Annotated in this window: 11 protein-coding genes; 3 read left to right on the forward strand and 8 right to left on the reverse strand. The window is 64.7% G+C overall.

Annotated features, from left to right (window positions below; translation table 11 throughout):
• Positions 1-27 precede the first annotated feature (27 nt).
• The 3 genes from ACIPZ5_RS01470 to ACIPZ5_RS01480 all read left to right on the forward strand — a co-directional run bounded on the left by ACIPZ5_RS01470 (position 28) and on the right by ACIPZ5_RS01480 (position 3,215).
• Positions 28-915 carry a LysR substrate-binding domain-containing protein gene (locus tag ACIPZ5_RS01470; RefSeq protein ID WP_400806151.1) on the forward strand — a complete coding sequence of 296 codons (888 nt, stop codon included), beginning with the start codon at positions 28-30 and terminating at the stop codon, positions 913-915.
• A gap of 93 nt (positions 916-1,008) precedes the next feature.
• The gene (gene aguA, locus ACIPZ5_RS01475; protein WP_400806154.1) at positions 1,009-2,118 is read left to right on the forward strand and encodes an agmatine deiminase; all 1,110 of its coding nucleotides are present in this window, start codon (positions 1,009-1,011) and stop codon (positions 2,116-2,118) included.
• Entirely contained in the window at positions 2,118-3,215 is a 1,098-nt protein-coding gene (locus ACIPZ5_RS01480; RefSeq protein WP_343597399.1) for an extracellular solute-binding protein, read from the forward strand. The genes aguA and ACIPZ5_RS01480 overlap by 1 nt, the downstream gene beginning before the upstream one ends.
• Positions 3,216-3,347: 132 nt before the next feature.
• On the opposite strand, the gene ACIPZ5_RS01485 is transcribed toward ACIPZ5_RS01480, so the two are convergent.
• The 8 genes from ACIPZ5_RS01485 to ACIPZ5_RS01520 all read right to left on the reverse strand — a co-directional run bounded on the left by ACIPZ5_RS01485 (position 3,348) and on the right by ACIPZ5_RS01520 (position 13,467).
• Positions 3,348-5,306, reverse strand: a complete 1,959-nt coding sequence (locus tag ACIPZ5_RS01485; protein WP_400806157.1) for a DNA topoisomerase III — start codon at positions 5,304-5,306, stop codon at positions 3,348-3,350.
• A gap of 230 nt (positions 5,307-5,536) precedes the next feature.
• Entirely contained in the window at positions 5,537-5,965 is a 429-nt protein-coding gene (locus ACIPZ5_RS01490; RefSeq protein ID WP_261940773.1) for a GNAT family N-acetyltransferase, read from the reverse strand.
• Positions 5,958-7,124: a cupin domain-containing protein gene (locus ACIPZ5_RS01495; protein WP_261940772.1), complete on the reverse strand. Its 1,167-nt coding sequence runs from the start codon at positions 7,122-7,124 to the stop codon at positions 5,958-5,960. The genes ACIPZ5_RS01490 and ACIPZ5_RS01495 overlap by 8 nt, the downstream gene beginning before the upstream one ends.
• A gap of 81 nt (positions 7,125-7,205) precedes the next feature.
• The gene (purB, locus tag ACIPZ5_RS01500; RefSeq protein ID WP_400806161.1) at positions 7,206-8,576 is read right to left on the reverse strand and encodes an adenylosuccinate lyase; all 1,371 of its coding nucleotides are present in this window, start codon (positions 8,574-8,576) and stop codon (positions 7,206-7,208) included.
• 214 nt (positions 8,577-8,790) lie between these two features.
• Positions 8,791-9,417 carry a high frequency lysogenization protein HflD gene (gene hflD / locus ACIPZ5_RS01505; RefSeq protein ID WP_027919723.1) on the reverse strand — a complete coding sequence of 209 codons (627 nt, stop codon included), beginning with the start codon at positions 9,415-9,417 and terminating at the stop codon, positions 8,791-8,793.
• On the reverse strand, positions 9,414-10,538 hold the full coding sequence (gene mnmA, locus ACIPZ5_RS01510) for a tRNA 2-thiouridine(34) synthase MnmA (RefSeq protein WP_343597409.1): 1,125 nt from the start codon (positions 10,536-10,538) through the stop codon (positions 9,414-9,416). Before mnmA ends, hflD begins: the two co-directional genes overlap by 4 nt.
• A gap of 59 nt (positions 10,539-10,597) precedes the next feature.
• Positions 10,598-11,038, reverse strand: a complete 441-nt coding sequence (locus ACIPZ5_RS01515; protein WP_261940768.1) for an NUDIX hydrolase — start codon at positions 11,036-11,038, stop codon at positions 10,598-10,600.
• Positions 11,039-11,241: 203 nt separating this feature from the next.
• Positions 11,242-13,467 (reverse strand): NADP-dependent isocitrate dehydrogenase, encoded by a 2,226-nt coding sequence (locus ACIPZ5_RS01520; protein WP_343597412.1) that lies wholly within the window; start codon positions 13,465-13,467, stop codon positions 11,242-11,244.
• Between the last annotated feature and the right edge of the window lie 439 nt (positions 13,468-13,906).

Below are 13,906 nucleotides of genomic sequence, written 5' to 3' on the forward strand. Positions count from 1 at the left end.
GCCCCTTAGGCCCTGACAGGAACAACAATGCGCCGCCTGCCTTCCCTGACCGCCCTGCGCACCTTCGAATGCGCCGCCCGCCATGGCCATTTCGGCCGCGCTGCCGCTGAGCTGTGCGTCACCGACAGCGCCGTCAGCCACCAGATTCGCCAGCTGGAGGAACAGCTCGGCGTCACGCTGTTCGAGCGCGTGGGCCGCCAAGTGCGCCCCAGTGCCGAAGCCGAACGCCTGCTGCATCACCTGCAACAGGCCTTCGAGCTGATCGGCAAGGCTTGCGACGAGCTGCGCGACCCGGCTTCGCAAGCGGTGCTGCGGGTGGCGGTAACGGCAGAGCTTGCGCAAAAATGGCTGGTCGCGCGCCTGGCCGACTTCAGCAGCCGTTACCCGCATATCACCCTGCACCTGCACGATCAGCCGATCGATGCCGGCGCCCCGGCGCTGGACGTCGACCTCGCCATCACTTACGGCACCAGCGCCCTGGACGGCAGCACCCACTTCGTCCGGCCGCTGCCGATGCTGCAGTTCTTTCCTGTGTGCAGCCCCGGCCTGTTCAACCAGGGCGGCCTCAGGCGCCCGCGCGACCTGGTGCGCCACTGCCTGTTGCACGACGACCAGGATGGCCGTACCTGGACCACCTGGCTGGCCACCCACGCCGAGGACGCCTTGCCCACCCGCCAGCTGTATTTCCCCCATGCCGCGCTGGCGCTGGAGGCCGCGCTGCTGGGGCAGGGCGTGGCGATGGGCGACAACCTGACCTGCCAGGCCGACCTGCAGAGTGGCCGGCTGGTGCGCCCCTTCAGTGCCAGCGTGACGGCTCAGGGCCAGTACGCACTGGTGTGCGAGCGGCTGCGCCTGGAGCGGGCGCCGGTGGCTGACTTCATTGAATGGTTCATCGAACAGCTGGGCGATAGCTGAATTTAATTCAACTATCGCTGAGTTTTCATCGTTGGATGCCGCAAGCGAGGCGGCGTAGCGTGCAGTCATCACTCACCGACACGAGGTTGACCCATGGCACGTTCGCTCACCACCACCCCCAAGGCCGATGGTTTCCACCTGCCTGGCGAATTCGAGCGCAAGGCCGGCTGCTGGCTCGGCTGGCCAGAGCGCCCCGATGTCTGGCGCAACGGCGCAAAGCCTGCGCAAAAGGTCTGGGTCGAGATCGTCACGGCCATCGCCTCCAGCGAGCCGGTCACGGTCTGCGCCTCGGCTGCCCAGTACGCCAACGCCCGGCGCCTGCTGCCGCCGCAGGTGCGGGTGGTGGAGATGACCTGCAACGACACCTGGTTCCGTGACAGCGGTGCCTGTTTCGTGGTCAATGACACCAGCGGCGAAGTACGGGGTGTGGACTTCGAGTTCAATGCCTACGGCGGACTCGATGGTGGCCTCTACTACCCCTGGGACAAGGACGACCAGATCGCCCAGAAGATCCTCGAGATCGAAGGCCTGGACCGCTACCGCGCGCCGTTGATCGCCGAGCTTGGCGGCATCCAGAGTGACGGCCAGGGCAGCCTGCTGACCACCGAGCAGTGCCTGCTCAACCGCAACCGCAATGCCCACCTGGGCAAGGCCGAAGTGACGCGTCGCCTTGAAGACTACCTGGGTGCCGAGCAGGTGATCTGGCTGCCGCGTGGTTGCAAGTTCGACGAGACCGATGGCCACGTCGACGACCTGGCCTGCTTCGTGCGCCCCGGTGAAGTGGTGCTGCAATGGACCGACAACCGTGACGACCCGCAGTGGGAGATCTACCAGGAGGCCTACGACATCCTGCGCAGTACCCGCGATGCCCGTGGCCGTGAACTGAAGGTGCACAAGTTGCCGCAACCCGACGTGCTGGAGTGGACTGCCGAAGAAGCGGCCGGGCTCGATCAGGTCGACGGTACCCACCTGCGCGAGGCAGGCACGCGTATCTGCGCCTCGTACATCAACTACTACGCGGGCAACTCGGCCATCGTCGTGCCGCTGTTTGGCGACCGCAATGACGCCATTGCCCAGGCAACCCTGGCGGAGCTGTTCCCTGATCAGCGCATCATCGGTATCCAGAACTCCCGCGAGATCCTGCTGGGAGGTGGCAATGTCGCCTGCATCACCATGCCGCAATACGCAGGAGGCCGCCGCTGATGAAGCTGAGCGCATTCACGATTGCGCTCGCCCTGGGCTGCGCCGCCTCGGCGGCCCAGGCTGCCGACGCACAACAGCCGACCGTCAACCTGTACATCTGGGGCGAATACCTTGCCCCCGACACCTTGACCCAGTTCGAGAAGGAAACCGGCATTCGTGTGGTTGCCGATCACTTCGACTCGCTGGAAACCGCCGAGACCAAGCTGTTGACTGGCGGCAGTGGCTACGACGTGGTGCTCACTGCCGGTCAGCACCTGAGCCGGGCGATTGCCAGCGGCGCCCTGCAGCCGCTGGACAAGGCCAGGTTGCCGCACCTGGCGGGCGTCGGCGAAGAGTTTCGCCAGCATATGGCCTTGTTCGACCCCGGCAACCGCTATGCCGGGACCTATGCCTGGGGCACCACAGGGGTGGGCTACCAGCAGCAGGCCGTAACGGCGCGCATGGGCGATGCGCCGCTGGACAGCTGGGCGATGCTGTTCGATCCGCAGGTGGTGGCGAAATTTGCCGACTGCGGAGTGAGCCTGCTCAACGACCCCAACGAGGTGTTCGCCGCGGTGATGCGCTACATGGGCCTGGACATCAATCAGCAGCGTCTTGAGGACCTGAAAGCGGCGGAGGTGCAACTGCGCAAGATACGCCCGTACATTCGCTACTTCGACAATGATCGCAACATCAACGACCTGGCCAATGGCGAAACCTGCGTGGCGATGTCGTGGAACGGCAACGTGGCCATTGCCCAAGGGCAGGCGCAGCAGGCGGGCAAGGCGTTTGCGCTGGATTACAGCATTCCGAAGGAGGGCACGTTGATCTGGTTGGACGCTTTGGTGGTGCCCAAGGATGCGCCGCATCCGGACGCTGCATGGAAGCTGGTGGATTACCTGATGCGACCGGATGTGATCGCGCCGATTACCGACACCATCCATTACGCCAATGCGATCACGGCGGCGGATGGGCTGGTGGATGCGCAGATCCGCAATGCGCCGGGGACCTATCCGCCAGCAGAGGTGCGGGCACGGTTGTATGGCAAGAATGACAATGGCAAAGCGTTCAACCGCGAGCTGACCCGGGCGTTCAGCCGGTTGAAGAGTGGGACCTGACGGGTGATTTGTAATGGCTGTACTGGCCTCTTCGCGGGCGAGCCCGCTCCCACAAGTGCCGCGCAGATACTGAAAGTTGTAACGACCTGTGGGAGCGGGCTTGCCCGCGAAGAGGCCAGCACAGGCAACACATCAGCTGGAGGCCTTGCGCCGAGGTTGCCTTGGCTTGCGGGCAGCGGGTTTGCCCTCAGCGGCCTTGCCTTTCCCGGTACTGCGCCGCTTTTTCTTCCAAGGTGCCGCCTTGCCAACGGCCGGCCCGGTAATGGTCATGCGCATCCCGCGGCAGCGCTCCACCAGCTTGCCCATCCACGCCGACTGGCGAGCGACGAACTCTTCCAGGCTCATCTCGCCACTTTGCACCATGTCCAGCGCCTGCTCCCAGATTGCCGTGGTACCCGGGTCGGCTATGGCGCGGGGCACGGCGTCGATCAGGCTGAACGCGGCCGGGGTGGCGGACAGCGCCTTGCCGTTCTTCACCAGATAACCACGGTCGAGCAGGCCCTGGATGATGCTGGCACGGGTGGCTTCGGTGCCGATGCCGGTGGTTTCCTTGAGCTTTTGCTTGAGCCGCGGGTCGTCCACCAGCTTGGCAACGTTCTTCATCGCCTTGATCAGGTCGCCTTCGGTGAACGGCTTGGGCGGCTGGGTCCACAGGTCTTTGAGCTGTAGGCCGTGCACGTTGCAGTCCTGGCCTTGGTGCAGGGCCGGCAGCACCTGGGCTGGCTGGGCTTCGCGGCCCTTGGCCGGGGTCAGCGCCTCGGGCAGGGCGCGGCGCCAGCCGGGCTCGACGATCTGCTTGCCGACTGCGCGCAGGGCATGGCCGGCGCAGTCGAATTCGGCCTGGGTACGGTCGTATTCGTGGTTGGGCAGGAACTGCGCCAGGTAACGTGCACGGATCAGCGTGTAGACCGCCTTGTGCTTGGCGGGCAGGCGTGCCGGGTCGCTGGCGGCGGCGGTGGGGATGATGCCGTGGTGGGCGCTGACCTTGGCGTCGTTCCAGGCGCGTGAGCGGCGTTGCGGCTCCAGGTGCGCTTGCAGCGGCGCCAGGCTGGTGTCGGCGCGCTGCAGCGCGGCGAGGATGGCCGGGGCCTCGCCGTGCTGGCTGACGGGCAGGTAGCCGCAGTCGCTGCGCGGGTAGGTGATCAGCTTGTGGGTTTCGTACAGCGCCTGGGCGATGTCGAGGGTTTCCTGGGCGCCGAGGCCGAACTTTTTCGAGCACAGCTCTTGCAGGGTGCCGAGGTCGAAGGGCAGCGGGGCGGCCTCGCGCACGCGTTCGGTGGCGACCTTGAGTACTCGCGCAGTACCAGCCTTGTTCATGTCTGCAGCGGCCTGCTGGGCCAGCGCCTGGTTCAGGCAGCGGCCCTGGTCGTCGCAGGCGTCTTCCGGCGCACGCCACTGGGCGCTGAAGGTGTGCCCTGCCGTTTCTAGCTGCACGTCGATGGCCCAGAACGGCACAGGTACGAAGTCGGCGATGCTGCGGTCACGGTCCACCACCAGGCGCAGGGTCGGGGTCTGCACCCGGCCCACCGGCAGTACGCCCTGGTAGCCAGACTGGCGGCCGAGCAGGGTGAACAGCCGGCTCATGTTCATGCCGATCAGCCAGTCGGCGCGAGAGCGGCCCAAGGCCGAGTGGTAGAGGTTGAAGGTGTCTTGGCCAGGCAGCAGGCGCGCCAGGGCCTTGCGGATCGAAGCGTCGTCCAGGGCCGATAGCCACAGGCGCTGGATCGGGCCACGGTAACGGCAGTGCTCGACCAGCTCGCGGGCGATCATTTCGCCTTCCCGGTCGGCGTCGGTGGCGATCACCAGTTCGCGGGCTTCGCCGAGCAGGCGCTTGACCGCCTTGAACTGACTGGCAGTCTTGGGCTTGACCAGCATTTTCCACTTTTCCGGGATGATCGGCAGGTCGGCCAGGTTCCAGCGCTTGTAGCGGTCGTCGTAGCTGTCGGGTGGGGCGGTTTCCAGCAGGTGGCCGATGCACCAGGTCACGCAGACGTCGGTGCCCTGCCAGCAGCCGTCGGCCTTGCGGTTGGCACCGAGCACCTTGGCGATGTCTTTGGCCTGGGAGGGTTTTTCGCAGAGGAACAGGCGCATGGCCGGGAACGCTTCATCGGGGAATGATGGGCACTAGGATGCGCAAGCGGGGGCGCGGAGGCAAGTTTTATCTGGATGGATGTACAGGTTTTTGTCAGTGGAAGTGTCTTCAGCCTGTGCCGGCCTCTTCGCGGGCAAGCCCGCTCCCACAGGGATCGCACAGTTTTCAGAAGCTGTGGAGTAAATGTGGGAGCGGGCTTGCCCGCGAAGAGGCCGGTGCAGGTCAAGGATCAGGCGCGCGAGTCGCGCACCATGTCCACGTGCGGAATGCCGGCTTCGAGGAATTCCTCACTGACTACGCGAAAGCCCAGGCGCTCGTAGAACGGCGTGGCATGCACCTGTGCACTGAGCATCTGCTGCTTCAGGTCACGCTCCTGCGCTTCGACGATCACTGCATTCATCAGCGCATCGCCCACTTTCAGGCCGCGCCAGTCCTTGAGCACCGAGACCCGGCCGATGGTGCCGTCAGGCAGCAGGCGAGCGGTGCCGATCGGGTAGTCGCCTTCCAGCGCCAGGAAGTGCGCGGCGCCCGGATCGTCCGAATCCCATTCCAGCTCTGGCGGTACATGCTGCTCGGCAATGAACACGGCTTCGCGGATACGGCGGATATCAGCGTTGTCCTTGTGCCAGTCGGCAAGGCGCACACGAATCTTATTCATTGGCGAATCCCAGGCTTCCTTGTTTGATCAGCTGCTGTACCAGCATAAGGCCGTCCTCATCCTGCAACCACTGCTCAAGGTTGTCGATGTGTAACGCGTCGGCCGAGCACACCAGCTTCAGCAGTTCACGCAGCTTGGCCGGCAGCGGGCAGCTGCGGCCGCTGGCGAACAGCATCAGGTCGTCGCCAAGCTCGGACCAGGCCATGCGGGCGCTCGGGTTGCGGATCAGGATGGCGCCGTCTTCCAGGGCTTCGACCAGTTCGTCTTCGTCCAGCTCTTCACCGACCACCTGCTCCGGGTAGCGCGGCTCGGTCATGAACTGGCCGAACCAGGTCAGCAGCAGGTCCTTGTCGTTCATGTGCTTGTCCATCAGCGCCTTGAGGCGGTCGAGGGCGTCATGCTGGATCTGGTGCGGGTCGCTGGCAGGCTGCGCGTCGGCATCGCTGTAGCGCTCTTCGTCTGGCAGGAACTGGCCGAGGAAGTCGGTGAAGTGGGTCAGCACTTCGGCGGCGCTTGGGGCGCGGAAGCCGACCGAGTAGGTCAGGCAGTTGTCCACGGCCACGCCGTAGTGGGCCAGGCGCGGTGGCAGGTAGAGCATGTCGCCCGGCTCCAGGGTCCACTCGCCGCTCTGTTCGAACTCGGCGAGGATGCGCAGGTCGGCGTGCTCCAGCAGCGGGCTGTCGCTGTTGCACATCTGGCCGATCTTCCAGTTGCGCTCGCCGTGGCCCTGCAGCAGGAACACGTCGTAGTTGTCGAAGTGCGGGCCGACGCTGCCACCCGGGGTGGCGAAGCTGATCATCACGTCATCGATACGCCAGCTTGGCAGGAAGCGGAAGTGCTCCAGCAGCTCGGCAACTTCCGGGACGAACTGGTCGACGGCCTGCACCAGCAGGGTCCAGTCCTTCTCCGGCAGCTCGGCAAAGGTGTCTTCGTTGAACGGGCCGCGGCGCAGCTCCCACGGGTGGGCGCCGTGCTCGAGGACGATGCGCGACTCGACTTCCTCTTCCAGGGCCAGGCCGGCCAGCTCGTCGGGGTCGATCGGGCTTTCGAAGTCCGGGAAGGCCTGGCGCACCAGCAGCGGCTTCTTCTGCCAGTAGTCGCGCATGAATTCGCGGGCCGAGATGCCGCCGAGCAGCTGCAGTGGAGTATCAGGATTCATGTTCAACCTATTGAAAAAACGTAATTTTCGTCCGGGAATAAAAACGCCCGGCCAGGCCGGGCGTTGAACGCGACGGTCAGCTTAGATGCGTTTGGCCTGGGCTGCCGCGTTACCGATGTAGGTAGCGGGGGTCAGCAGCTTCAGTTCGGCCTTGGCGTCGGCAGGCATGTCGAGGCCGTCGATGAAGGTCAGCAGCGCTTCTGGCGTGATGCCCTTGCCACGGGTCAGCTCCTTGAGCTTCTCGTAGGGGTTCTCGATGTTGAAGCGGCGCATCACGGTCTGGATCGGCTCGGCGAGGACTTCCCAGCAGGCGTCCAGGTCGGCGGCGATACGGGCCTGGTTGACTTCCAGCTTGCCGATGCCTTTCAGGCTGGCTTCGTAGGCGATGACGCTGTGGGCAAAGCCCACGCCCAGGTTGCGCAGCACGGTGGAGTCGGTCAGGTCACGCTGCCAGCGCGAGATCGGCAGCTTGCTGGCCAGGTGCTGGAACAGTGCGTTGGCGATACCCAGGTTGCCTTCGGAGTTTTCGAAGTCGATCGGGTTGACCTTGTGCGGCATGGTCGACGAGCCGATTTCGCCGGCCACGGTCTTCTGCTTGAAGTAGCCCAGCGAGATGTAGCCCCAGACGTCGCGGTCGAAGTCGATGAGGATGGTGTTGAAGCGGGCGATCGCATCGAACAGTTCGGCGATGTAGTCGTGCGGCTCGATCTGGGTGGTGTACGGGTTGAACTGCAGGCCCAGCTCGTCTTCGATGAAGGCGCGGGCGTTGGCTTCCCAGTCGATCTGCGAGTAGGCCGACAGGTGGGCGTTGTAGTTGCCCACGGCGCCGTTGATCTTGCCCAGCAGCGGCACGGCGGCAACCTGGGCGATCTGGCGCTCCAGGCGGTACACGACGTTGGCCAGCTCTTTGCCCAGGGTGGTCGGCGAAGCCGGCTGACCGTGGGTGCGCGACAGCATCGGCACGTCGGCGTGGGCGTGGGCCAGGGCGCGGATGGCGTCGGCGATCTGGCGCATCAGCGGCAGCAGTACTTCATCACGGCCGGCGCGCAGCATCAGGGCGTGGGACAGGTTGTTGATGTCCTCGCTGGTGCAGGCGAAGTGGATGAACTCGCTGACCTTGGCCAGCTCAGGCAGCTTGGCGGCCTGCTCCTTGAGGAGGTATTCGATCGCCTTGACGTCGTGGTTGGTGGTGCGCTCGATTTCCTTGACGCGTTCGGCGTGCTCGAGCTTGAAGTCGGTGGCCAGGCTGTCCAGCAGGGCATTGGCTTCGGCGGAGAACGCCGGCACTTCGCCGATCTGCGGGTGGGCGGCCAGGCGCTGCAGCCAGCGCACTTCGACCAGGGCGCGGAAACGGATCAGGCCGAATTCGCTGAAAATGGGGCGCAAGGCCTGGGTTTTGCCGGCGTAACGGCCGTCTACAGGGGAAACCGCAGTGAGCGAAGAAAGCTGCATGGGGTGTTCTCGGACAGTCAGGCTTTTGGAAGGGCGCATATCATACATGAATTTTGCGCCCGAGTCGGGTGGCTGACCAAAGGTCGGGCCTGTTTGAATCTGTTGGCAGACCCTGTGGGAGCGGGCTTGCCCGCGAACACCGGCATAGCCGGTGCCATCCACCGAGTCGTCTGCTTCGCGGGCAAGCCGCTCCCACAGGGTTGGGCGTCACCCGTCAGGAAGGCGAACGCATCATGTCGTACAGTTCGTTGAGCAGCTTGCGCCGGCTGAACACCAGCTGCCAGCGGTGCCCGCCCAACTGGCGCCACAGGCGCGCGGCACGGATGCCGGCGAGCAGCAGGGCACGGATCTTCGAGGCGTTGCTGGCCTGCTGCAGGAAGCGCATGTCGCCGTGCACCTGAATGCGTTGGCGCAAGGTGCTCAGGGTGTCCTGGTACAAGGCTCCACTGGAAGCGATGACGTTTTCGTGAACCAGGCCGAAATGGTCGGCCTGTGACTGGATCTGTGGCAGGCGGTTGCCGATGGTGTCGAGCAGGTCGCCGCGCTTGTTCAGCTGGCGCTCCAGGCCCAGCATCGACAGGGCGTAGCGCAGGGGCTCGCGCTGCAGGCTGCTGGGGTCGCGCTCCAGGGCGCCGACCAGGGCGCGATAACCGTCACGCAGGTTGAGGTCGTCACCGCCGAACACCTCCAGGGTGTCCTTGGGGTCGCGGACCAGCAGGCTGCCGAGCATGCAGCCGATATTGGCTTCGCTGGCCTGGCCGGTGCGGGCGATGCGGTCGACCAGCACGGCGGCCTGGAACACGCCGCCCAGGGCAATCAACTGCTCCTGCAGGTTGCTCATGCGCGCGGGCTCCACGGCTCGGCCGTTTCGATTACGCCGCCGCCCAGGCAGACTTCACCGTCGTAGAACACCACCGACTGGCCTGGGGTCACGGCGCGCTGCGGCTCGTCGAACACGGCGCGGTAGCCGGTTTCGGTCAGCTCCAGGGTGCACTGCTGGTCACTCTGGCGGTAGCGCACCTTGGCCGTCAGCCGGCGTGGGCTGCTCAGGTCGATCGGGTTGACCCAGAAGATTTCCGAAGCGAGCAGGGCGCGGGAGAACAGCCATGGGTGTTCGTTGCCCTGGCCGACCACCAGCACATTGCGGGTCAGGTCCTTGTGCAGCACGTACCACGGCTCGTCACCGGCGTCCTTCAGGCCGCCGATACCAAGGCCCTGGCGCTGGCCGATGGTGTGGTACATCAGGCCGTGGTGGCGGCCGATCACTTCGCCGTCAGTGGTCTCGATGTCGCCTGGCTGGGCCGGCAGGTACTGCTTGAGGAAGTCGCTGAAGCGGCGCTCGCCGATGAAGCAGATACCGGTGGAGTCCTTCTTCTTGGCGGTGGCCAGGCCGTGTTTTTCGGCGATGGCGCGGACCTCTGGCTTTTCCAGTTCGCCAACCGGGAACAGGGTACGGGCAATCTCCTTGCCGCCGACGGCGTGCAGGAAGTAGCTCTGGTCCTTGTTCGGGTCCAGGCCCTTGAGCAGCTCGGTGAGCGCGCCGGTGTCGCGGCGGCGCACGTAGTGGCCGGTGGCGATCAGGTCGGCACCCAGCGACAGGGCGTAGTCGAGGAACGCCTTGAACTTGATTTCGCGGTTGCAGAGGATGTCCGGGTTGGGCGTGCGGCCGGCCTTGTATTCCTCGAGGAAGTGTTCGAACACGTTGTCCCAGTATTCGGCGGCGAAGTTGGCGGTGTGCAGCTTGATGCCGATGCGGTCGCACACGGCCTGGGCGTCGGCCAGGTCTTCACGGGCGGTGCAGTATTCGGTGCCGTCGTCTTCTTCCCAGTTCTTCATGAACAGCCCTTCCACCTGGTAGCCCTGCTCCATGAGCAAAAGGGCGGAGACGGAAGAGTCCACGCCGCCGGACATGCCGACGATGACGCGGGTCTTGGCGGGGTCTTTGAGTGCTGGGCTGGTCATGGTTACCGGTGTGTATCAAGGGGGAAAAACGCCGATTCTATCAAAACCGGCGCGGCGCGTCAGTCGCGTAGCAGGTCGAGGCTGTGCAGCGGGCCTTTCAGGTAGTCGTCGAGGCAGCGTGGCACCAGCTCGCTGCGCCAGCGGGCGGGGTCGGCCAGCAGTTCGTCGCGGGTCAGCCACACGGCGCGGACGATGTCGCTGTCCAGTGCCAGGTCCGCATGGTGGCGCACAGGGCGGGCGGCGAAGCAGATGCGCTGGTAGGTCACGCCGTTGCTCGGGGCGGTATACAGGTAGATGCCGACCACGCCGGTGAGTTCGACTTCCCAGGCGGTCTCTTCCAGGGTTTCGCGCAGGGCGGCCTGGGGCAGGGTCTCGTTGGGTTCGAGGTGGCCGGCGGGCTGGTTGAAGACGTGCTGGCCTGCCTTGAATTCTTCGACGAAGAGGAACTTGCCTTGGTCTTCGACGATGGTAGCGACGGTGATGTGGGGTTGCCAGGTCATGTGCGGTGTCCTTTCAGATTGCCGGGACCGCTTTGCGGCCCTTCGCGGGCAAGCCCGCTCCCACAGGTGCCGTGCAGGTCTCGGTGTCTGCACCTTTCCTGTGGGAGCGGGCTTGCCCGCGAAGGGCTGCGCAGCAGCCCTAATCCCAGAAAGCACAAACCCCGGTGCGTGGCCGGGGTTTGTGCTGTTACTTCAAGCGAACCTTACAGGGCAGCAATGGCGCTGTTCAGGGTCTGGCTTGGGCGCATCACCTTGGCGGTCAGCGCGGCATCCGGGGCGTAGTAGCCACCGATGTCGGCCGGCTTGCCCTGAACGGCGTTGAGCTCGGCGACGATGGTCTCCTCGTTCTCGGTCAGGGTCTTGGCCAGTGGGGCGAAGCGTGCCTGCAGGGCGGCGTCGTCGCTCTGGGCAGCCAGGGCCTGGGCCCAGTACAGGGTCAGGTAGAAGTGGCTGCCGCGGTTGTCGATACCACCGACTTTGCGCGAAGGCGACTTGTTGGTGTCGAGGAACTTGCCAGTGGCCTGGTCCAGGGTGTTGGCCAGGACCTTGGCGCGCGGGTTGTCGTAGGTGTTGCCCAGGTGCTCCAGGGAAGCGGCCAGGGCCAGGAATTCACCCAGCGAGTCCCAACGCAGGAAGTTCTCTTCCACCAGCTGCTGCACGTGCTTCGGTGCCGAACCACCGGCGCCGGTTTCGAACAGGCCACCGCCGTTCATCAGCGGCACGATCGACAGCATCTTGGCGCTGGTGCCCAGCTCCATGATCGGGAACAGGTCGGTCAGGTAGTCGCGCAGCACGTTGCCGGTCACCGAAATGGTGTCCTTGCCTTCGCGGATGCGGGCCAGGGAGAACTTGATGGCATCGACCGGCGCCAGGACGCGGATGTCCAGGCCGGTAGTGTCGTGATCCTTCAGGTACTTCTGCACCTTCTCGATCATCACGCCGTCGTGGGCGCGGGCCGGGTCCAGCCAGAACACCGCAGGGGTGTTGCTCAGGCGGGCACGGTTGACGGCCAGCTTGACCCAGTCCTGGATCGGCGCGTCTTTGGTCTGGCACATGCGGAAGATGTCACCGGCTTCGACGTTCTGCTCCAGAACGACCTTGCCCTTGCCATCGACCACGCGCACCACGCCGTCGGCCTGGATCTGGAAGGTCTTGTCGTGGGAGCCGTACTCTTCGGCTTTCTGTGCCATCAGGCCAACGTTCGGCACGCTGCCCATGGTGGTCGGGTCGAAGGCGCCGTTGGCCTTGCAGTCTTCGATGGTGGCCTGGTAGATGCCGGCGTAGCAGCGATCCGGGATGATCGCCTTGGCATCCTGCAGTTCACCGGCGGTGTTCCACATCTTGCCCGAGTCGCGGATCATCGCTGGCATCGAGGCGTCGACGATGACGTCGCTCGGCACGTGCAGGTTGGTGATGCCCTTGTCGGAGTTGACCATGGCCAGGGCTGGACGCTCGGCGTACAGGGCCTGGATGTCGGCTTCGATTTCGGCCTGCTTGTCGGCTGGCAGGTCCTTGATGCGGGCGTACAGGTCGCCGATGCCGTTGTTGGCGTTGAAGCCTACTTCAGCCAGGGCTGCAGCGTGCTTGGCCAGTACGTCGTTGTAGAATTCTTCGACGATGACGCCGAACATGATCGGGTCGGAAACCTTCATCATGGTGGCTTTCAGGTGCACCGACAGCAGCACGCCGGAGGCCTTGGCATCGGCGATCTGCTCGGCGATGAAGGCTTTCAGGGCCTTGCGGCTCATGGTGGCGCAGTCGACGATCTCGGCAGCTTTGACGGCAGTCTTGGCTTTCAGCACGGTGGTGCTGCCATCTTTGCCAACCAGCTCGATGCGCAGGCTGTCGTCAGCCTCGATCAGCGCGGCTTTTTCGCTGCCGTAGAAGTCGCCATTGTTCATGTGGGCAACGTGCGACTTGGAGTCAGCGGCCCAGGCGCCCATCTTGTGCGGGTGCTTGCGGGCGTAGTTCTTGACCGACAGCGGCGCGCGGCGGTCGGAGTTGCCTTCGCGCAGCACCGGGTTCACGGCGGAGCCCTTGATGCGGTCGTAGCGGGCGCGGGACTCTTTCTCGGCCTCGGTGGACGGCTCGTCGGCGTAGTCAGGGATGTTGAAGCCCTTGCCTTGCAGTTCCTTGATCGCGGCTTTGAGCTGCGGTACCGAGGCGCTGATGTTCGGCAGCTTGATGATGTTGGCTTCAGGGGTGGTAGCCAGCTGGCCCAGTTCCGCCAGGTGATCGCCTACTTGCTTCTCTGCGCCCAGTTGCTCCGGGAAGGCGGCAAGGATACGGCCGGCCAGGGAAATGTCGCGAGTTTCGACGGCGATGTCAGCCGAAGCGGTGAAGGCTTCGACGATCGGCAGCAGCGAGTAGGTGGCGAGGGCGGGGGCTTCGTCGGTGAAGGTATAGATGATCTTGGAACGGGTGGGCATGCGGGTTAACTCTCTGTGTGCTGAGCGTGCTCGAGTCTCGTGTTGCGCAGGGTAGGCGCATCGCCCTGGCAACGCCATGAGCGGAAAGTCGAGAGGCTGCGAGCGGTGATGGTGGATGCATCAGTCGAGCGTCAATGCTGAGCTGCGGTAACAGTCCAGACTTTTCTGGCCAGGCTTTTCGGCCATTCATGGCCAAGGGCGGTCCGCATTTTCCTGGGATTCGCCCCGGTGACCCTTCGGTCGCGGCGGAGTATACCAAACCATTTGGGCTATTCAGCAAGGCGAAGTGACATCGGCGCCATTTATAAGACCAAAGATGTAGGGGCAATGTGGCGTAGTGACGCACCGTCGGCGGGGTATTCTTCGCGGGCAAGCCCGCACCCACAGCTTGCAGGTCGACAGATGTGGTTTAGGCTCATTGGACGCAGGATGTCCAATC

It is taken from the genome of Pseudomonas sp. NPDC089428 (assembly GCF_044749325.1).
Taxonomy (GTDB): Bacteria; Pseudomonadota; Gammaproteobacteria; order Pseudomonadales; family Pseudomonadaceae; genus Aquipseudomonas.